Origin of the sequence: Mesorhizobium hunchu, from assembly GCF_040081975.1 — a bacterium.
Taxonomy (GTDB): Bacteria; Pseudomonadota; Alphaproteobacteria; order Rhizobiales; family Rhizobiaceae; genus Mesorhizobium; species Mesorhizobium hunchu.
Genome location: NZ_JBEBMG010000002.1, coordinates 573,894 through 591,871 on the forward strand (window position 1 = coordinate 573,894; position 17,978 = coordinate 591,871).

Consider the following 17,978-nt stretch of genomic DNA (forward strand, 5'->3'; position numbering starts at 1 on the left):
CCCGCCGACCGGCGGCAGGGCCGCGCGCGCCCCCGGCAAGGTCCCGTCCCCGCACGGCGGCCGCCGTCCTCGAGGCAGTTGAACCGAACGGCTTGACTTTCGATCCGCCAGACACGACTTGCTTGTGTTCCCAGGAGGCTCGTCATGCCTGAAGCCAGAAAGTCCGAAGCCGCCGGATCGACCATCGACGCCGGCGAAGTCGAGCGATTCTCCGCCCTCGCGGCGGAATGGTGGAATCCCAACGGCAAGTTCCGTCCGCTGCACAAGTTCAATCCGGTGCGGCTGGCCTATATCCGCGACAAGGTGGCCGAACGCTTCGGCCGCGACCCGCGCGAGGCACGGCCGTTCGAGGGCCTGCGCTTCCTCGATATTGGCTGCGGCGGCGGGCTGCTGTGCGAGCCGATGGCGCGGCTCGGTGCCGAAGTCGTCGGCGCCGACGCCTCGGCGACCAACATCGAGGTGGCCAGGCTGCATGCCGAACAGTCGGGCGTGAGCGTCGACTACCGCGCGACCACCGCCGAAGCGCTGGCCGACGCCGGCGAAACGTTCGACGTCATCCTCAACATGGAAGTGGTCGAGCATGTCGCCGACATCGCTCTTTTCGTCAACAAGTGCGGCGAGATGGTCAGGCCCGGCGGCATCATGTTCGTCGCCACCATCAACCGCACCCTGAAGGCGCTGGGGCTGGCAATCGTCGGCGCCGAATACGTCTTGCGCTGGCTGCCGCGCGGCACCCACCAGTTCGGCAAGCTGGTGCGGCCGGAAGAACTGGAAAAGGCATTGTCCGACGCCGGGCTGGCCGTACTCGACCGCACCGGCGTCACCTACAACCTGCTCGCCGACCGCTGGCAGCAGTCGCGTGACATGGACGTCAACTACATGGTGCTGGCCGAGAAAGTGGCCTAACCGGCTTCGATGTCCGTCAAGGGAAAGTCTGCGCCCTTATACAGGAGCGGCTCGCCGAAGTGACGGGCGCAGGCATAGGCGAAGCAATCGCCCATGTTCAGCTTTGCTGGATGCCGCCCTTTTCCGAAGCGGTCGAATGCGTCAAGGGCGATCGCGGCGATTTCCGGGGGCACTGGCAAAGTCCGGATTTCAGCCAATTCCAGAAATCGCTCAACGTCTTCGCGAACATCCGTGATGGATTTTCCGGACAGCCGTGCAAGCGCTACGGTCGCTTCCCACACTGCGATTGGTGATGTGAGAAGTGTTTGCGCTTGATCCAGTCTTGCGACGAGTTCGGAAGCATCCGATTCGCCTGCAATCATTGCCGTGAGAGCTGAAGCGTCGACGAACATCAATCGTCCTCATAGAGGCTGTCGATGAAATCCTTGTCTGCAGGCAACCCTTTCTCGAAGTCGCCGCTGGCTCTGAAATCCCGAGCGAATTTTAGAAGCGTTTCAACTTTGGACGGCTGATCCTGCACGCGCTCCAACTCATGGCGCAGGGCCAAATGCACCGCATCGGTCAATCCGACTTTCTTGATGGAAGCGACCTTGCGAGCCAAGGCATCGGTTTCGGCGTTCTTGATATGAAAAGCCATCTCCGGTGTATCCTTTTTAAGATAGCCTTATATACTCCGAAGGATACACCACATCAAGACTGTCGTTGCGCCTTGGTCGTGATGGCGACGCCGGCGATGATGATGAGCGCGCCGGCCCATGTCAGAAGCTGATAGTGCTCCCCGAGGAAGAACGTGCCGGAAAACAGGCCGATTGCCGCCGCGACATAGCCGATCTGGCTGAGATAGACCGGCCCGCCCACCGCCTGGAGGCGGAAGAAGAAGGCGAACATGGCCGAGGCCGAGGCCGCCTGGCCAATCACCGCCAGCGGCACCGTCGCCAGCGTGCCGAACGCCGCCGGCCCGTAGAGCGCGACGATGCCGGCGAGCAATAGGACGGCCGCCGCCAGATGGCTGCCCACTGCAAGCTCGATCGGCCCGGTGCCTTCGGGCCAGTCGACGGTGCGGTAGATGTTGCCGGCGGCGAGGCTCACCGGGATGAGCAGCGCCACGAGAACCCAGAACAGGGACGCCGGTTGGCCCGCCTCGCCACGCGTCAGCGCCACCATCGCCGCGCCGACGAAACCGACTCCGATACCGATCACGCCGGCCGGATTGGGGCGACGCACGCCGAGCAGGATCGAGAACACCAGTGTGATCACCGGCGACAGCGTGAACATGATGCCGGTATAGCCGGCGCCGAGATGCGGGATCGCGGAAAACATCAGGAGATTGGGAAAAGCATAGGAAATCGCGGCGGTGACGACGAAATAGCGCAGCCGATGCGCGGTCAGCCGGATGCGCCGTCCGCTCGCAAGCAGCGCCGCGAAGAGGATGCCGCCGGCACCGAGCGACACGACGAACGCCCACACCATGCCCGGCACGCCTGACTGGGTCGCGATCTTGCCGAACGGCAGGGTCAATCCGAGCAGCGCGCCGGTGACGAGGAGAAGGGCGAAGGCCGAGTTCCAGACGAGTTTCATGGCGCTTTCCACAACATACGGGCAGGCTTGCCTGCCTCGGGTTTCCGAGTATAATTAATACAAAGATTCTTAATATCAAGATACTTCGTGGAAAGCTATGGATCGCGCCGGCAAGGCAATCGCACAATGGCAAAGGGAACGTCCCGATCTGGACATATCGCCGATGGCCGTCATCGGCCGGTTGAACGAGGTCTCGTCGCTGATCTCGCGCGAGCGCCTGGCGCCGCTGTTCGCCCGCTTCGGCCTGCAGGCGGGCGAATTCGACGTGCTGGCGACCCTGCGGCGCTCGGGTTCGCCTTTCGCGCTGACGCCGACGGCGCTCTACGAAGCCACGATGGTGACCTCCGGAGCCATGACCAACCGGCTCGATCGGCTGGAGAAGGCGGGCCTGATCAGGCGTATGCCGCATCCGCAGGATCGCCGCGGCCTTCTCGTTCAACTGACGGACGAGGGGCTCGGCCTGATAGACCGGGCAGTCGAGGCCCATGTCGAGAACGAGCACACCATCCTGGCGGCGCTGAACCCGAAGGAACGGGAAACGCTCGCCGGCCTGCTTGAAAAACTGATCGCAGATCTGGCCGGTTGATCGAGCCGGCACGGATCGCCTGAAGGCGCCTCAGTTCCGCTCGTCCGGGAAGACCGGGATCGGCATGAACTCCACGCCGTCCTCGGCCAGGCCTTTCGCCTCTTCCGGCGTCGCCTCGCCATAAATGCCGCGCGCATCGGCCTCGCCGAAATGGATTTTTCGCGCCTCCTCGGCGAACTTGTCGCCGACATAGTCGGCGTTCTCGCGCATTTTCTTCGACAGCGCCTTGAGTTCGGCCATCGCCTGCCGCTGCGCCTCGCCCATCGCGACGGCGATCTTTTCCCGCTTCCTCCCGGTCGAGACGGCAGGCGCCATCAGCGCCTTTTCCACCTTGCCGGAGCCGCAATGGGGACAATCGATGAAGCCTCGCTTCTTCTGCGTCTCGAAATCCTCGTTGGAACGGAACCAGGCCTCGAACGCGTGCTCGTGGTCGCAGACCAGGGAAAAGCGGATCACGAAGCCGCGCCCCGCAACAGCGGCGCGCCCGCCGTCGCCAGTGCAAACTCGCGCGCATTCTTCAGATTGGGGATTTTTGCGCGGGCCGCCGCCACGGCGGCCGTGTCGACCTCGGCGACGATGACGCCGGGCTCGTCATGATCGGCTTCGGCCAGCACCCTGCCCCACGGATCGACGATCAGCGAATGGCCGTAGGTCTCGCGGCCGTCCTCGTGCCTGCCGCCCTGCGCCGCCGCCACCACGAAGGCGCCGTTCTCGATGGCGCGGGCGCGCAGCAGCACATGCCAGTGCGCTTCGCCGGTCTGGCGCGTGAAGGCGGCCGGAACGGACAGGATTTCCGCGCCGGCCAGCGCTTCCGTTCTGAACAGCTGCGGAAAGCGGACGTCGTAGCAGATCGCGAAGCCGAGCTTCGCCGCGCCGAGATCGGCGACAATGGCCTCGGTTCCCGGCTCGTAGGCCGAGGATTCGCGCCAGCTTTCGCCATTGTCGAGATCGACGTCGAACATGTGGATCTTGTCATAGGCCGCGACGCGTTCGCCCTGCGGCGAGAAAAGCAGCGCGCGATTGGCGAGCTTGCCGTCCGGGCGCAGGATCGCCGTCGAGCCGATATGGACGAAAATGCCGAGTTCGCGGGCGAGCCGCCGCGCGGTCGCCACCACCAGATCCTTGTCCTCGCTGGTGAAGGCGGCGGCGCGCGCCTCCTCGTCGCGCACCATCGCACCGGTCACCTCGGGCGTCTGCACATAGGCCGCGCCCTGGCGTACCGCCTCGCGGACCATGCGCTCCATATCGGCCGCATTGCGCTCGGGGCTCGTGCCCGAACGCATCTGGACCGCCGCCACTTTCATGATCGTCATGGCCGTTCTTCCCCTGCTCCGGCCAGAAGCGCGTCCAGCCGGCCTTGCCGTTCCAGTTCATGCAACTCGTCGGACCCGCCGACATGGGTGTCGCCGATGAATATCTGCGGAAAGGTGCTGCGGCCGTGCGCCCGGCCGATCATCTCCTGGCGCAGCTCCGGCGAGAACGAGGCGTCGTGCTCCGTATAGGCGACGCCCTTGCGCTCCAGAAGCCGCTTCGCCGCGGCGCAGTAGCCGCACATCATCCTCGTGTAGATCGTCACATCGACCATTGGTCAGAAGTCCTGCCGTGTCACGCAGACTATATAGTCGCGGACTCGTCCGGCCGGAAGTCCCCCGGCAGCACGCGCGCGAAGGTCAGCACGTCGACGGCGCTCGCCCCGCCCCGCTTCAGCGCCTTGGACACCGACCGGACGGTGGCGCCCGTCGTGAAGACGTCGTCGACCAGCAGCACGCGCCGGCCGGCGATCTCGATCTCGGCCTCCGTCGGCACCTTGAAGGCGGCGCGGACGTTCTCCTCGCGCTGCCGGCGTTCCAGCCCGACCTGCTGGCGCGTCAGCTTCACCCGCGCGACCGCCGAGGGCGCGAACGGCAGGCCGGTCCGCCCGGCGAGCGCCCGGGCGAGTTCCGCCGACTGGTTGAACCGGCGGCGGAAGAAGCGCCGCCAGTGCAGCGGCACCGGAACGATGATGTCGGCGTCCGCGATCAGCTCTGCGCCGGCACGCTGCATCCAGCCCGCCATCCATGGCGCCAGGTCCGTGCGGTCCTGGTATTTCAGCCCCTGCACCATCTGCCGCGCCACGCCGGAGTAGACCACCGCCGCCCGCGCCCGCTCGAACGGCGGCGGGTCGGCGATCGCCTCGGCCGACAGGAAGCCCTCGCCCATGTCGTGCATGAACGGGGTTCCCATGACGGGGCAGACGGGATGATCGATGAAACGCAGCCTCGTCCAGCATTCGCCGCACAGCACGCCCGGCTGCGAGACCTGCCGGCGGCATCCCGCGCAGACAGGCGGGAACAGCAGCCGTGCCGGCCATTGCAGCGCGCCGCGCGTGAGCGCCTTGATCCGTTCCGCTCTTTCCCCGCCCATCGGCCTCCCGCCTCTGGATTGCCAGCCGGACTGGCCATACACCCGACGATAGCATACCTACGGGCGTGGGGCAGCGCGGCCCGAAGCCTCGCACAACGCACAATAACGGGATCGCCAGTGCAGCCGATCGTCGATACCGAACTCTGGATGGCGCACAAGCGCCGTGCCGCTGCCCGTCCCGTCGAGGGCGCAGACTTCCTGATGCGCCGCGCCGCCGAGGATCTGGCGGACAGGCTGTCCGCCGTCGAGCGCCGTTTTGCGGACGCCGCCGCGCTGTTCTGCCAGACCAGGGCTGCCTCCGACGTACTGGCGGCGAGCGGGAAGGTGGAGACGGTGACGCGCGTCGAGGCTGCCGATCTCTTCCTCGGCGGCGCGGAGGGAACAGTTTCGCCCTTCGAGACGGTTCCCTTCGAGCCGGAAAGCCTCGACCTGGCCGTCTCCCTGTTTTCGCTCCAGTCGATGAACGACATTCCGGGATTCCTGGCGCAGATCCGTCGCGCGCTGCGGCCGGACGGGCTGCTGCTCGCCGCCTTCGCCGGCGCCGGCACGCTGGCGGAACTGCGCGAAAGCCTGCTCGCGGCCGAAACCGAACTGTACGGAGGCGCAAGCCCGCGCGTCCTGCCTTTCACCGACGTCCGCGACGCCGGCGCATTGCTGCAACGCGCCGGCTTCGCCCTGCCGGTCGCCGATGTCGAGACCTCGATCGTGCGCTACGACACGATGCTCCATCTGATGGCGGATTTGAGGACTGTCGGCGAGCAGAACGCGCTTGTCGACCGCACCCGCCGCCCCGCCGCGCGACGCCTGTTCCAGCGCGCGGCCCACATCTACGCGGAGCGCTTTTCGGACCCGGACGGGCGCGTGCGGGCAACTTTCTCGACCGTCTGGCTGTCCGGCTGGGCGCCGCACGCCTCGCAGCAGAAGCCGCTCAAGCCCGGCAGCGGCCAGGTGTCGTTGACGGAGGTCCTGGGCGATCGCTCCCGTTAGGAGCGGCAAAATTTGTCAAGACAGGGATTGAACGTTTCGGCCGAACGCGAAGTCCGGCGTGCCCGGATGCTGCGTCCTCAATCCGTTTCGGCGAGCTTTCCGACGATGTCGACGCCGAGGAGGGACTGGAGCCGATCGGCCAAGGTGCTGAAGCCGGCGACGATGGCGAGCGACAGAACGACGGCGATCAGGCCATATTCAACGACCGTCGCGCCTCGCTCGTCCCGCAGGAACTGCCGCACAAATGTCATGGTCGCCATCCTTTGGTCCGCACCATCTCACGCACATATTAAGGAAGGTTAACAAAGCAGGCTTAACGCGCGATGAAGACCGGCGCTCAGCAATCGCCGCTGCGGTGGCCGTTGGCACTGATGATGCAGACCGACTCCGGCGACGCCTGCAGCACCGAACGGCGCACCGTATAGGTCCTGGATCCGATCGAGCCGGTGCTCACCATGTCGAGGCCGGCCGGATAATCGGCGCCGGCGAACTGCTGGCGGGTGCTTCTGTCGAGCACCGGCGCGGCCAGAAGCGCCAGTGCCACCGCCGCCGATCCGAACAGCAGCGTGAGGCGCAGGAGCCCCACGCCTGCATCGGCTGCGCGAAACGAACGATCCGGGCGGATCGAATCCCAGTCCCTTTCAAGGCTCATCGAGCTGTTCCCCAAGCGAATCCCCGATGCGGCATGGCCGCGCTGGTCACTCTTCCACAGCCGGATAAATCATTCATTAACGCTGCCACAATTCGCCTCCTGCATAGCGGAAGGGGGGCGGAAAGCTACAGCAGGTCGATCAGGAACGGGATCAGCGGCGCGTCGGCAGGCGGCATAGGATAGTCGCGCAGGCGGGCCGGTCGCACCCATTTGAGCGCCTGCGCCTCCTTCGGCTGCGGAATGCCGGAGAAGCGGCGGCAGACATAGAGCGGCATGAGAAGATGAAAGTCGTCGTAGGAATGGCTGGCGAAGGTCAGCGGCGCCAGGCAGGCCTCCTGCGTCTCGATGCCCAGTTCCTCGCGAAGCTCGCGGATCAGGCACGCTTCCGGCGTCTCGCCTTTCTCGACCTTGCCGCCGGGAAATTCCCAAAGGCCCGCGAGCTGCTTGCCTTCGGGCCGCTGCGCGATCAGCACGCGGCCGTCCGTATCCACCAGCGCGCAGGCGACGACCAGCAGGAGGCGCTTGTCCGGCCCGCTCATATCATGCCTCCGGAGGGCGGCGGTAATGATAGTGATAGACGACCTCGAAGCCGAGCGATCCATACAGGGCAAGTGCCGGCGCGTTGCCGGCCTCGACCTGCAGCCAGGCCTGCCGGGCGCCGCGCAGCCGTGCCCATTTGAGCGCCGAGAGGATAAGATTGCGGCCATGGCCCTGGTTACGCACCGCGCGGGCCGTGGCGATCTCGAACAGGCCGGCAATGTCGCCTTCATGCACGCAGATAAGGGTCGCCAGCGGCTCCTCGCCGCGCTCCAGCACGAAAAGCCCGACCTCCGGCTGGATGGCGCCGATGATTTCGGACAGGCCGGGCCTCAGCGACGGTTCGGACTCATGCACCTTCATGGAGGCGCCGATGAAGCGTCCGATGTCCTTGAGCGGTATCTGGTCGATCGCGCCTTCGACCGGCGCCTTCGCAAGATCCATGCGCATGACCAGCGAATCGTCGAAGCGACTCCATCCCTCGGCGTCGAAATGGGCGGACAATTCGGCTCCGGCCAGCGGCGACATGCGAAAGGTCAGCGGCCGGCCATAGGCTTCGAAACGCCGCCCGGCGCGCACCACGCGTTCGTCGATGCGGCCGACATCGGTGGGATCGAGCGGATTGACGGAATTCAGCCGCTTGGCGGGCAGCCCTGCGGTGAGCCGGACGGCCCAGGTGCCGTCATAGTGCACCGTCGCCGCCGGCCATGCCCTGAATCCCGCGGCCTCGAAGCGCCGCACGGTGGCGAGCGTCGCCGCCTGCCGGTTCCGGTTCTCCGCCATCAGCTGCGATAGTCGCCGTTGATGGCGACGTATTCCTTGGTCAGGTCGCAGGTCCACACGGTCGCCTTGCCGCGGCCGATGCCGAGATCGGCGCGGATGACGACGGCATCTTTTTTCATGTAGGCGGAGGTGCGCTCCTCCGAATAGGAGGGGTCGCGCTCGCCTTCATGCGCGAGCCTGTTGTCGCCGAACCAGATCGACAGACGATCCCGGTCCGCCGGCTCGCCGGCCTTGCCGACGGCCATGACGACGCGACCCCAATTGGCGTCCTCGCCGGCGACCGCCGTCTTGACCAGCGGCGAATTGGCGATCGACAGCGCCACGCGCTTGGCCGAGCGGGCCGATTTCGCGCCCGTCACCGTCACCTCGATCTGCTTGCGCGCGCCCTCGCCGTCGCGCACCACCTGGACCGCGAGCTGCTTGAGGATCTTGCCGAGCGCGCGCCGGAACGGCCCGAGCCGCGCATCCTTCGCATCGGTGATCGACGGCGCGCCGCGCGCGGCGGCCTTGCCGGTCGCGAACAGCAGCAGCGTATCCGAGGTCGAGGTGTCGCTGTCGACGGTGACGGCGTTGAAGGTCTTGCCGACGCCGCGCGCCAGCAGGTCCTGCAGCACGGGCGCCGCGATTGGCGCGTCCGTGGCGACGAAGGACAGCATCGTCGCCATGTCGGGCGCGATCATGCCGGCGCCCTTGGCGATGCCGTTGATGGTGACGTCGGCGTCGCCGAGCTTCACGGTCGCGGTGGCCACCTTGGGATAGGTGTCGGTGGTCATGATTGCCCTCGCCGCCTCGGTCCATTGTTCGGGCCGGGCGTCCTTCACCAGCCCGTCCAGCAGGTGGCTGAACCGGGTGGCGTCGAGCGGCTCGCCGATCACGCCGGTCGAGGCCAGGAAAACCTCGCCGGACGTGCAGCCGCCGGCTTTCGCGGCGGCCTCTGCCGTCATCGCCGTCGCCTCCTGGCCTTTGCGGCCGGTGAAGGCGTTGGCGTTGCCGGAATTCACCACCAGCACCCGCGCCTTGCCGGCAGGCAGGTTCCGGCGACAGAAATCCACCGGCGCCGACGGGCACTTGGAACGCGTGAACACCCCTGCAACGGTCGTGCCCGGATCGAACACCATGGCGAGCAGGTCGGTGCGGCTCCTGTATTTGATGCCGGCCTCCGCCGTCGCGATGCGCACGCCCTCGATCGCCGGCATCTTCGGATATTTTTTCGGAGCGAGCGGCGAAACGGTTTCGGACATCGGTCCCTCGGGCGCAAAACGCGGAAGAACGCCGGTTTGCCCCATAGCGGCGGGCCGCGCAAGGGGGTGAGGAGCAATCCGCAAAGCGGATGAAAAGCCCCTAAACGGGCTTTTCAAGCGACGAACGCCCCGAGCCATAGCGAGGGGCCGGCGGTCCGCGAAGCGCACGAGGCCTGCCGGGCCCGGCTCACCCCGCGGACGGATTGATGAAGCGCTGGAACCGCGTCTGGATCGTCGGGATGACGCCCCACACCATCATGGTGACCATCAGCGGTGCGATCAGCAGCGTTTCCTGCCAGATCGACCAGCCGTCGAGCAGCGGCAGGACGATATAGAGCAGCGCGGTGATGAGCGGATAGACGCCTGCCAGCACCAGGAGCGCGAAGCGCGGGCGCGAGAAGCGACGCTTGGCCGCTACTGCAGCCACGGACGTGCCTACGGCCTTTCTCGACGCCTGCCCGGCAGACGCGGCAATACTGGACTTCTCCAGCGAACGGGTTGTTGCGAATGTCATGGTCTCTCTCCATATGAACGATACGTTTCGTTACATATATAGAACGGGCCGTTTCGTTTCGTCAAGGGCCTGTGTATAGTGCGAGCTGGAATCTGCAATCGACCGGAGCGCGCCAGTGAACAGCGAGGAAAAAATCCGCAAGTCGATCGGCGCGCGCCGCAATCCGGCCAGCGCCGAAGCGATCCTGGAGGCCGCCAAGGCGGTGCTGGCCGAATCAGGCCATGCCGGCTTCTCGATCGAGGCGGTCGCGCGCCGCGCCCGGGCCGGCAAACCCACCATCTATCGCTGGTGGCCCTCCAGGGCCGCGCTGCTGCTCGATGTCTACCAGCGGCAGAAGCAGTTCGCCTATCCCGATACCGGCCGCATCGAGAGTGACATTGTCGCTTTCCTGACCAATCTGCTGGCGAACTGGCGCGATACCGTCACCGGTCCGGTCTTCCGCTCGATCATTGCCGAGGCGCAGTCGGACGGGAGCGCTGCGGAAGCGCTTGCCGCCTATGCGGCGAGCCGCCGCATCGAAACCGGCAGGATGGTCGAACGCGCCGTGGCGCGCGGCGAGGTCGCCGCCGGCGTCGATCCCGCCGTCATAGCCGATCTCGTCTCGTCCTTCGCCTGGGTGCACCTGCTGACCGGGCGCCTGGACGTGAACGAGGAGGAGATACGGGCCGCCGCCCGCGCCATCACGCACGGCATCATGAAAAAGGGCGGCGCCTGACGGCACCGCCCTACCGTTCACAGGCTTTGGAAACGGCCTCTTACTGCTGCTGGCCGCCGCCCTCGGCCGCATCCACGGCCTTCTTCAGCTTTTCGTCGGGAATCTCGACCTTGGCGTCGGCGCGCGCCTCCTTGACCAGCGCGAAATATTTGTCGCGCATGACCGCCGAGCGGGCCTGGTCCTTCACCTGGTCGAAGGGCGGCGGCTGCTGCGGCCGCTTGTCCTCGACCTTGATGACGTGCCAGCCGAACTGCGTCTGCACCGGCTCCTTGGTATAGGAGCCCGGCTCCAGCGCCATCGCCGCCTTTTCGAATTCCGGCACCATCTGGCCCGGACCGAAATAGCCGAGGTCGCCGCCATTCGATTTTCCGCTCGGATCTGTGGTGTGCTCGTTGGCCAGCTTCTGGAAATCGGCGCCGTCGTTGAGCTGCTTGATGATGGCTTCCGCCTCTTCCTTCGTTTTCACGAGAATGTGACGGGCATGAACCTCATTGACGGCGGGCCGGGCGGCGATTTCCTTGTCGTAGCGCGCGCGCACTTCCTGGTCGGTGATCTTGCCGATGACGTCTTTCTCGACCACCTCGCCATGCAGCGCCCGCTCCTTCAGGAAGGCCGCGCGGCGCTGGAAGTCGGGATCCTTGTCGAGCCCGTCCTTCACCGCCTTGTCGGCGAGCACCTTGATTTCGATCGCGGCCGAAAGTGCCGCGGCGCGGCGCTGGTCCGGCGGAAGCTGCGCGAACTGCTGGGAAAGCTCGCCCTCGGCAAGCATCAGGTCGGACTCGGTGATCGGCTCGCCGTTGACCGTGGCGACCACGGCCTTGGGATCGACCGTGGCGGGCGCCGCCGCAGCGTCGGCGGGCTTGGCCGGCTGGCTTTCCTGGGCAAGGGCGGGATAGAGCGCGAGCGCCGAGAAGCCGATGGCCGCTCCGAGAAGCAGCGCCGGCGCGCGAAGGGACAAGGTCATGAACACGACTCCAATGGGATTGCTCGGACTTCCAGATCAGCCCAAATGTGGCGGATTTTCGCGCGTTCAAGCGAATGTGCGCGGCGTTGACATCGATTGTGGCCCCTCTTATCTGTCCAGCGACTTTGCGTCCAGAACCGTTTTGGGCGCTTTTCGGTGTTTCATCCGTTCAGGCCGGGCTTGACGGGGCCGCTTCCGGCCCGCTGCCGTGGCCGGAATGCAAGCGAAAGGACCATCTGGATGGTCAGTCTCGGCGGCCTCGCCCGCAAGGTTTTCGGTTCCGCGAACGACCGTCGCGTCAAGTCGACGCGACCCCGCGTCGAGGCGATCAACGCGATGGAAAACGAGATGCGGGCGCTGTCGGACGCCGATCTCCTCGCCCGCACCCAGAAATTCCGCGAAGACCTGAAGAACGGCGCCTCGCTCGACGACCTCCTGATCCCCGCCTTCGCCACCGTGCGCGAGGGAGCCAGGCGCGCGCTCGGCTTGCGCCCCTTCGACGTTCAGCTCGTCGGCGGCATGGTGCTGCACAACAAGGGCATCGCCGAGATGCGCACCGGCGAAGGCAAGACCCTTGTCGCCACCCTACCCGTCTATCTCAACGCGCTCGAGGGCAAGGGAGTCCATGTCGTCACCGTCAACGACTACCTCGCCCGCCGCGACGCCGAATGGATGGGCCGCGTCTACAGGTTCCTCGGCCTGACCGTCGGCATCATCGTCCACGGCATGTCGGACGAGGAGCGCCGCGAGGCCTATGCCTGCGACATCACCTACGCCACCAACAACGAGCTCGGCTTCGACTATCTGCGCGACAACATGAAATACGAGCGCGCGCAGATGGTGCAGCGCGGACATAATTTCGCGATCGTCGACGAGGTCGACTCCATCCTGATCGACGAGGCGCGCACCCCCCTCATCATCTCCGGCCCGCTCGAGGACCGGTCCGAGATGTACAACACCGTCGACGCCTTCATCGTCCAGCTCAAGCCCGAGGACTACGAGATCGACGAGAAGCAGAAGACGGCGATCTTCACCGAGGACGGCACGGAGAAGATCGAGACCATGCTGCGCTCCGGCGGCCTGCTCAAGGGCGAGTCGCTCTACGACGTCGAGAACGTCGCGATGGTCCATCACGTCAACAACGCGCTGAAGGCGCATCAACTGTTCCAGCGCGACCGCGACTACATCGTGCGCAACGACGAGGTCGTCATCATCGACGAATTCACCGGCCGCATGATGCCCGGCCGCCGTTTCTCCGAAGGCCTGCACCAGGCGCTGGAGGCGAAGGAGCACGTCCAGATCCAGCCGGAAAACCAGACGCTGGCGTCCATCACCTTCCAGAACTACTTCCGCATGTACGGCAAGCTGGCCGGCATGACCGGTACGGCGCTGACCGAGGCGGAGGAATTCGGCAACATCTACGGCCTCGAGGTGACGGAGGTTCCCACCAACCTGCCGGTCAAGCGCATCGACGAGGACGACGAGGTCTACCGCACGGTCGAGGAGAAATACCGTGCCATCATCGCCGAGATCCGCGAGGCCAACGCCAAGGGCCAGCCCATCCTGGTCGGCACCACCTCGATCGAGAAGTCGGAATATCTGGCCAAGCTGCTGCAGCAGAACGGTTTCGAGCAGCGCGACTTCTCCGTGCTGTTCGAGGACACGGGCTCCAAGAAGCCGGTCTTCCAGGTGCTGAACGCCCGCTACCACGAGCAGGAAGCCGGCATCGTCGCCCAGGCCGGCGTGCCGGGCGCCGTCACCATCGCCACCAACATGGCCGGCCGCGGCACAGACATCCAGCTCGGCGGCAACGCCGACATGCGCATCGAATCGGAACTCGCTGAGATGCCCGAGGGACCGGAGCGGACCGCCGCCGAGGAAAAGATCCGCACCGACGTGGCGCGGCTGAAGGAAAGGGCGCTCGCCGCCGGCGGCCTCTACGTTCTGGCCACCGAGCGCCACGAATCGCGCCGCATCGACAACCAGTTGCGCGGCCGCTCCGGCCGCCAGGGCGACCCCGGCCGGTCGAAATTCTACCTGTCGCTGCAGGACGACCTGATGCGCATCTTCGGCTCCGAGCGCATGGACGGCATGTTGCAGAAGCTCGGCCTCAAGGAAAACGAGGCCATCATCCATCCCTGGATCAACAAGGCGCTCGAAAAGGCGCAGACCAAGGTCGAGGCGCGCAACTTCGACATGCGCAAGAACGTCCTCAAATATGACGACGTCGCCAACGACCAGCGCAAGGTGGTGTTCGAGCAGCGTCTCGAGCTGATGGACGGCGAGAACCTGTCGGAAACCGTCGCCGGGATGCGCAACGACGTGATCGACGAGATCGTCGCCAAGGCCATTCCCGAGAACGCCTATTCCGAGCAGTGGAACATGGAAGGCCTCAAGGAAGAGGTGCGGCAGTTCCTCAACCTCGACCTCCCGGTGGACGACTGGGCGAGGGAAGAGGGCATCGCCGAGGACGACATCCACGCGCGCATCACCGCCGCCGCCGACGAGGCGGCCAATGACCGCGCCGAGCGCTTCGGCTCCGACGTGATGAACTATGTCGAGCGCTCCATCGTGCTCCAGACGCTCGACCATCTGTGGCGCGACCACATCGTCAACCTCGACCACCTGCGCTCGGTCGTCGGCTTCCGCGGCTATGCCCAGCGCGATCCGCTCCAGGAATACAAGCAGGAGGCATTCGAACTCTTCCAGGCCATGCTCGGCAATCTGCGCCAGGCCGTGACGGCGCAGCTGATGCGCGTCGAGCTCGTGCGCGAGGCCGCCGACGCCCCGCCGCCACAGGCGCCCGAAACGATCGGCTCGCATATCGACGGCTCGACCGGAGAGGACGATTTCGCCGAAGTCGGCGTCGCGACTGCCGTTCTCGCGGACAATCGCGTCGTGCCCGCCGAGGAACGCGATCCGAACAATCCCTCGACCTGGGGCAAGGTTGGCCGCAACGAGCCCTGCCCCTGCGGCTCCGGCAAGAAGTACAAGCACTGCCACGGCGCTTTCGCGTAGGACGAGCGTCCTTCCGGGGCCGCGCAGCGGAACCCGGAACCCAGGGCGGTGACGTTGCCGAACCAGAATAGGCCTTCTCCGATTTCAATCGGCAAGGCTGGAGAGCTGGTTTCCGGGTTCTGCTGCGCGGCCCCGGAATGACGCGAACGAGGGTAGCCAATCGTGCCTGCGTGAACCTGCTGTCCGACCCCACCCCGCCCACGGTTTCTTAACGCGTTTTGTGCTAGGCCCTGAACCATCTGGCGGAAGACGGAGTATCGCGTGCGCTTTTCCGCGGCCATCACAGCCGAGCGGTTGTTGCCGCAGCGCATGGCGCTGCGTGCCAAGCCTTTGCTCGACCGTGTCGACGGCCTGCTGTTCGCGACCGATGAGCGCGGCGAAGCCGGCCGCATATCGCTGATCGCCTTCGTCGTCCGCGTCGTCAGCGCCGTCATCGCCTTTGCCAGCCAGGTCCTGATGGCGCGCTGGATGGGGTCCTTCGAATACGGCATCCTCGTCCTGGTCTGGACCACCGCGATCATCGTCGGCAGCCTCGCCTGCCTCGGCTTCCACACATCCGTCATCCGCTTCATTCCCGAATATCGCGAACGCGGCCTTCTTGCGGAGCTGCGCGGCATCCTGCTCGCCAGCCGGCTTTTCGTGCTCGGCATATCCACTCTGGTCGCCGCGCTCGGCGCGCTCGGCGTCTGGTTCCTGTCCGACTGGATGGAGAGCTACTATGTCGTTCCCTTCCTGCTCGGCGCGTTGTGCCTGCCGATGATCGCGCTGACGGACCTGCTGCAGGGCATCGCCCGCGCCCATTCCTGGGCGCTGTTCGCCCTGACGCCGACCTACATCATGCGTCCGCTGCTGATCCTGGCCTTCATGGCGCTTGCCGTGTGGACCGGCTTCGCGCCCGATGCCCGAACCGGCATCCTGGCCTCCATCGCCGCCACCTACACGACCAGCGTGGTGCAGCTCGCCGGCGTCACCCGGCGCATCGACCTGAAACTGCCCGGCGGACCGATGGCCATCCATCTCGGGCAGTGGTTCATGATCTCGCTGCCGATCTTCCTGGTCGAGAGCTTCTTCTTCCTGCTCACCAACGCAGACGTGCTGATGGTGGGCTTCTACCTGCAACCGGACGACGTCGCCGTCTATTTCGCCACGGTGAAGACGCTGGCGCTCGTCCATTTCGTCTATTTCGCCGTGAAGGCCGGCGTCGCCACCCGCTACGCCCAGTTCATGCACGGCCAGCCCGACAGGCTCGCCGCCTTCGCCCGCGAGACCGTGTCGTGGACCTTCTGGCCGTCGCTGGCGATGGCGGCCCTGGTGCTGGTGCTGGGCGAACCCATGCTGACCCTCTTCGGCCCCGAATTCGTCGCCGGCTATCCGCTGCTCTTTCTGCTGGTGCTGGGCGTCGTCGCCCGCGCCGCCGTCGGCCCTTGCGAAAGCCTGCTCACCATGACCGGCAACCAGAACATCTGCGCGTTCGTCTACGCGCTGACGCTGGCGCTCAACATCGGCCTCAACGTCGCCCTCATCCCGCACTTCCATTTGTGGGGCGCGGCGATGTCGACCGCCTTCGCAATGGTCTTCGAGGCGGCCGCGCTGTCCTACACCGTCTGGCGCCGCTTCGGCATCGTCATGGTGATCTTCATTCCCGCGAGGACCGTTTCCTGATGGCAGCCATCCCGTTGATCGAGGAAACCAGCGGCGGGCCGGCCGGCGCGATGATGTCGGGCCTGGCCGGACTGGCACGCGACGCGGCCGATCTCGCCCAGATCGAACTGCTCGCCGCCAACCGGCCGGAACGCAAGCTCGCCATCTATCCCGCTTCCGCCGGCTTCGACCTTGTCGACGAACTCGATTACCTGAGCGCGCGGACCATCGAGCCGAACGTCTTCTTCAACCCGCGCTTCCTGGCGCCGGCGATGCCGCGCCTGGAGGACCGCGAAGTGCGGCTCGCCGTGATCCGCGACGGCGACGAGTATCGCTCCAGGCTGCGGCTGCTCGCGCCCTTCTCGGTGGAGCGCCCCGCCATGCCGCTCGGCGTTCCGATCATGCGCATATGGTCCAGCCCCTTCGGGCCGGTCGGCACGCCGCTGGTCGACCGCGACGATCCGGTCGGCGTGATCGAGGATTTCTTCGCGATGCTGAGGCGGCCGCACCTGAAGCTGCCGAAGCTGCTCGTGCTTCCCGACATGCGGCTCGACGGCGCCACGGCCTCGCTGCTGGGGACCGTCGCCGAAACGCACGATCTTCCGCTCGTCACGACGGGCGAGCTGATGCGCCCCGTGCTCCGGAGCGACCTGGATATGGAGCCCTACCTCAAGGCGTCGCTGAGGCCGCATCATTTCCGGGAATTCCGGCGCCTGAAGCGCCGGCTCGCCGACACCGGCGCCCTCCAGCACCACGTGGCGCGCGGGCCGGAGGATATCCGCCATGCGATCGAGGCCTTCCTGACGCTGGAAGCGTCTGGCTGGAAGGGCCGCGAGCGCACGGCGATGGCGATCGACCGCTACCGCGCCGCCTTCGCGCGCGAAGCGGTTCACCGGCTCTCGGAGCGGGACCTGTGCCGCATCCACACCCTGACCCTCGACGCCAAGCCCATCGCCAGCCTGATCGTGCTGGTCGAGTCCGGCTACGCCTATACCTGGAAGACGGCCTATGACGAGAACTACGCGTCGTTTTCGCCGGGCACCCTTCTGATGATCGAGGTGACCGGGCAGCACCTCGACGACCCCAACATCATGCTGACCGATTCCTGCGCCGTGCCGGACCATCCGGTGATGAGCCGGCTGTGGAGCGAGCGGCGGCCGATGGGCACGATCGTCGTCGGCCTGACGCCCGACACCGACCGCCTTGCCCGCCAGGCCGCCTCGCAGCTTCATCTCTACCGCGAGACCCGCAACGTGGCGCGCATCCTGCGCAACCGCATCAAAAGCCTGCTCGGGCGCGGCTAGGGCAGGTCGCGCCCGCCAGCCAGGCAGACCGGGTTTGTGCCCAAGCGGCATGCACGACGGGAAAAAATGGTGATGCCGGAAGGAGAAAGCTCGAACGCGTCCTCCTGCGCCAAGGCTTCGGAGGACACTCCCTCGTCAAATGATCTCCG

Annotated in this window: 21 protein-coding genes; 7 read left to right on the plus strand and 14 right to left on the minus strand. The window is 66.1% G+C overall.

The window, feature by feature from the left end:
• Positions 1-144 precede the first annotated feature (144 nt).
• Positions 145-906 carry a bifunctional 2-polyprenyl-6-hydroxyphenol methylase/3-demethylubiquinol 3-O-methyltransferase UbiG gene (gene ubiG, locus ABMA46_RS06220; RefSeq protein ID WP_348998429.1) on the plus strand — a complete coding sequence of 254 codons (762 nt, stop codon included), beginning with the start codon at positions 145-147 and terminating at the stop codon, positions 904-906.
• Here the strand turns inward: ubiG and ABMA46_RS06225 are convergent.
• The 3 genes from ABMA46_RS06225 to ABMA46_RS06235 are packed head-to-tail and all read right to left on the minus strand — an operon-like array spanning position 903 to position 2,484.
• Positions 903-1,298, minus strand: coding sequence for a type II toxin-antitoxin system VapC family toxin (locus ABMA46_RS06225; RefSeq protein ID WP_348998430.1), 396 nt, complete (start codon positions 1,296-1,298; stop codon positions 903-905). The genes ubiG and ABMA46_RS06225 overlap by 4 nt on opposite strands.
• Positions 1,298-1,543: a type II toxin-antitoxin system VapB family antitoxin gene (locus ABMA46_RS06230; protein WP_348998431.1), complete on the minus strand. Its 246-nt coding sequence runs from the start codon at positions 1,541-1,543 to the stop codon at positions 1,298-1,300. The genes ABMA46_RS06225 and ABMA46_RS06230 overlap by 1 nt, the downstream gene beginning before the upstream one ends.
• A 53-nt stretch (positions 1,544-1,596) precedes the next feature.
• On the minus strand, positions 1,597-2,484 hold the full coding sequence (locus ABMA46_RS06235; protein ID WP_348998432.1) for a DMT family transporter: 888 nt from the start codon (positions 2,482-2,484) through the stop codon (positions 1,597-1,599).
• Between the two features lie 97 nt (positions 2,485-2,581).
• Between ABMA46_RS06235 and ABMA46_RS06240 the strand changes: the two genes are divergently transcribed.
• Positions 2,582-3,070 (plus strand): MarR family winged helix-turn-helix transcriptional regulator, encoded by a 489-nt coding sequence (locus tag ABMA46_RS06240; protein WP_348998433.1) that lies wholly within the window; start codon positions 2,582-2,584, stop codon positions 3,068-3,070.
• A gap of 30 nt (positions 3,071-3,100) precedes the next feature.
• Here ABMA46_RS06240 and ABMA46_RS06245 read toward each other — a convergent pair whose 3' ends face one another.
• From ABMA46_RS06245 to ABMA46_RS06260, 4 genes are read right to left on the minus strand one after another with little or no spacing between them, the layout of a single operon-like run.
• The gene (locus ABMA46_RS06245; protein ID WP_348998434.1) at positions 3,101-3,526 is read right to left on the minus strand and encodes a DUF1178 family protein; all 426 of its coding nucleotides are present in this window, start codon (positions 3,524-3,526) and stop codon (positions 3,101-3,103) included.
• Positions 3,523-4,383 (minus strand): carbon-nitrogen hydrolase family protein, encoded by an 861-nt coding sequence (locus ABMA46_RS06250; RefSeq protein ID WP_348998435.1) that lies wholly within the window; start codon positions 4,381-4,383, stop codon positions 3,523-3,525. Before ABMA46_RS06250 ends, ABMA46_RS06245 begins: the two co-directional genes overlap by 4 nt.
• The gene (gene grxC, locus ABMA46_RS06255; protein WP_348998436.1) at positions 4,380-4,655 is read right to left on the minus strand and encodes a glutaredoxin 3; all 276 of its coding nucleotides are present in this window, start codon (positions 4,653-4,655) and stop codon (positions 4,380-4,382) included. The genes ABMA46_RS06250 and grxC overlap by 4 nt, the downstream gene beginning before the upstream one ends.
• Positions 4,656-4,684: 29 nt before the next feature.
• Positions 4,685-5,473, minus strand: coding sequence for a ComF family protein (locus tag ABMA46_RS06260; protein ID WP_348998437.1), 789 nt, complete (start codon positions 5,471-5,473; stop codon positions 4,685-4,687).
• Positions 5,474-5,590: 117 nt separating this feature from the next.
• Here ABMA46_RS06260 and ABMA46_RS06265 point away from each other — a divergent pair, with 117 nt between their 5' ends.
• On the plus strand, positions 5,591-6,460 hold the full coding sequence (locus ABMA46_RS06265; RefSeq protein ID WP_348998438.1) for a methyltransferase domain-containing protein: 870 nt from the start codon (positions 5,591-5,593) through the stop codon (positions 6,458-6,460).
• 77 nt (positions 6,461-6,537) lie between these two features.
• Here ABMA46_RS06265 and ABMA46_RS06270 read toward each other — a convergent pair whose 3' ends face one another.
• The 6 genes from ABMA46_RS06270 to ABMA46_RS06295 all read right to left on the minus strand — a co-directional run bounded on the left by ABMA46_RS06270 (position 6,538) and on the right by ABMA46_RS06295 (position 10,187).
• Positions 6,538-6,711: a Flp family type IVb pilin gene (locus tag ABMA46_RS06270; RefSeq protein ID WP_348998439.1), complete on the minus strand. Its 174-nt coding sequence runs from the start codon at positions 6,709-6,711 to the stop codon at positions 6,538-6,540.
• A gap of 86 nt (positions 6,712-6,797) precedes the next feature.
• A complete protein-coding gene (locus tag ABMA46_RS06275) occupies positions 6,798-7,112 on the minus strand; it encodes a hypothetical protein (protein WP_348998440.1) in 315 nt (104 codons plus the stop codon).
• Positions 7,113-7,237: 125 nt separating this feature from the next.
• Entirely contained in the window at positions 7,238-7,651 is a 414-nt protein-coding gene (gene mutT, locus ABMA46_RS06280; RefSeq protein ID WP_348998441.1) for an 8-oxo-dGTP diphosphatase MutT, read from the minus strand.
• A gap of 1 nt (position 7,652) precedes the next feature.
• Positions 7,653-8,432 (minus strand): GNAT family N-acetyltransferase, encoded by a 780-nt coding sequence (locus ABMA46_RS06285; RefSeq protein WP_348998442.1) that lies wholly within the window; start codon positions 8,430-8,432, stop codon positions 7,653-7,655.
• A complete protein-coding gene (argJ, locus tag ABMA46_RS06290) occupies positions 8,432-9,673 on the minus strand; it encodes a bifunctional glutamate N-acetyltransferase/amino-acid acetyltransferase ArgJ (RefSeq protein ID WP_348998443.1) in 1,242 nt (413 codons plus the stop codon). Before argJ ends, ABMA46_RS06285 begins: the two co-directional genes overlap by 1 nt.
• A gap of 187 nt (positions 9,674-9,860) precedes the next feature.
• Positions 9,861-10,187: a putative antibiotic biosynthesis monooxygenase gene (locus tag ABMA46_RS06295; protein WP_348998444.1), complete on the minus strand. Its 327-nt coding sequence runs from the start codon at positions 10,185-10,187 to the stop codon at positions 9,861-9,863.
• A gap of 115 nt (positions 10,188-10,302) precedes the next feature.
• On the opposite strand from ABMA46_RS06295, the gene ABMA46_RS06300 reads away from it, so the two are divergent.
• On the plus strand, positions 10,303-10,902 hold the full coding sequence (locus ABMA46_RS06300; RefSeq protein ID WP_348998445.1) for a TetR/AcrR family transcriptional regulator: 600 nt from the start codon (positions 10,303-10,305) through the stop codon (positions 10,900-10,902).
• A 40-nt stretch (positions 10,903-10,942) separates the two neighbouring features.
• On the opposite strand, the gene ABMA46_RS06305 is transcribed toward ABMA46_RS06300, so the two are convergent.
• Entirely contained in the window at positions 10,943-11,866 is a 924-nt protein-coding gene (locus ABMA46_RS06305) for a peptidylprolyl isomerase (protein ID WP_348998446.1), read from the minus strand.
• A gap of 240 nt (positions 11,867-12,106) precedes the next feature.
• On the opposite strand from ABMA46_RS06305, the gene secA reads away from it, so the two are divergent.
• From secA to ABMA46_RS06320, 3 genes are all read left to right on the plus strand, one after another.
• Positions 12,107-14,884, plus strand: a complete 2,778-nt coding sequence (gene secA, locus ABMA46_RS06310) for a preprotein translocase subunit SecA (protein ID WP_348998447.1) — start codon at positions 12,107-12,109, stop codon at positions 14,882-14,884.
• Between the two features lie 261 nt (positions 14,885-15,145).
• Entirely contained in the window at positions 15,146-16,546 is a 1,401-nt protein-coding gene (locus tag ABMA46_RS06315) for an oligosaccharide flippase family protein (RefSeq protein WP_348998448.1), read from the plus strand.
• A complete protein-coding gene (locus ABMA46_RS06320) occupies positions 16,546-17,829 on the plus strand; it encodes a GNAT family N-acetyltransferase (protein ID WP_348998449.1) in 1,284 nt (427 codons plus the stop codon). Before ABMA46_RS06315 ends, ABMA46_RS06320 begins: the two co-directional genes overlap by 1 nt.
• Positions 17,830-17,978 lie beyond the last annotated feature (149 nt).

Bases quoted from the DNA above. Each gene is read 5' to 3' on its own strand.
- ABMA46_RS06295 (WP_348998444.1), bottom strand. From the start codon at position 10,187: ATGACATTCGCAACAACCCGTTCGCTGGAGAAGTCCAGTATTGCCGCG.
- ABMA46_RS06260 (WP_348998437.1), bottom strand. From the start codon at position 5,473: ATGGGCGGGGAAAGAGCGGAACGGATCAAGGCGCTCACGCGCGGCGCG.
- ABMA46_RS06225 (WP_348998430.1), bottom strand. From the start codon at position 1,298: ATGTTCGTCGACGCTTCAGCTCTCACGGCAATGATTGCAGGCGAATCG.
- secA (WP_348998447.1), top strand. From the start codon at position 12,107: ATGGTCAGTCTCGGCGGCCTCGCCCGCAAGGTTTTCGGTTCCGCGAAC.
- ABMA46_RS06235 (WP_348998432.1), bottom strand. From the start codon at position 2,484: ATGAAACTCGTCTGGAACTCGGCCTTCGCCCTTCTCCTCGTCACCGGC.
- ABMA46_RS06270 (WP_348998439.1), bottom strand. From the start codon at position 6,711: ATGACATTTGTGCGGCAGTTCCTGCGGGACGAGCGAGGCGCGACGGTC.
- ABMA46_RS06250 (WP_348998435.1), bottom strand. From the start codon at position 4,383: ATGACGATCATGAAAGTGGCGGCGGTCCAGATGCGTTCGGGCACGAGC.
- mutT (WP_348998441.1), bottom strand. From the start codon at position 7,651: ATGAGCGGGCCGGACAAGCGCCTCCTGCTGGTCGTCGCCTGCGCGCTG.
- argJ (WP_348998443.1), bottom strand. From the start codon at position 9,673: ATGTCCGAAACCGTTTCGCCGCTCGCTCCGAAAAAATATCCGAAGATG.
- ABMA46_RS06285 (WP_348998442.1), bottom strand. From the start codon at position 8,432: ATGGCGGAGAACCGGAACCGGCAGGCGGCGACGCTCGCCACCGTGCGG.
- ubiG (WP_348998429.1), top strand. From the start codon at position 145: ATGCCTGAAGCCAGAAAGTCCGAAGCCGCCGGATCGACCATCGACGCC.
- ABMA46_RS06320 (WP_348998449.1), top strand. From the start codon at position 16,546: ATGGCAGCCATCCCGTTGATCGAGGAAACCAGCGGCGGGCCGGCCGGC.
- ABMA46_RS06240 (WP_348998433.1), top strand. From the start codon at position 2,582: ATGGATCGCGCCGGCAAGGCAATCGCACAATGGCAAAGGGAACGTCCC.
- ABMA46_RS06230 (WP_348998431.1), bottom strand. From the start codon at position 1,543: ATGGCTTTTCATATCAAGAACGCCGAAACCGATGCCTTGGCTCGCAAG.
- ABMA46_RS06275 (WP_348998440.1), bottom strand. From the start codon at position 7,112: ATGAGCCTTGAAAGGGACTGGGATTCGATCCGCCCGGATCGTTCGTTT.
- ABMA46_RS06305 (WP_348998446.1), bottom strand. From the start codon at position 11,866: ATGACCTTGTCCCTTCGCGCGCCGGCGCTGCTTCTCGGAGCGGCCATC.
- grxC (WP_348998436.1), bottom strand. From the start codon at position 4,655: ATGGTCGATGTGACGATCTACACGAGGATGATGTGCGGCTACTGCGCC.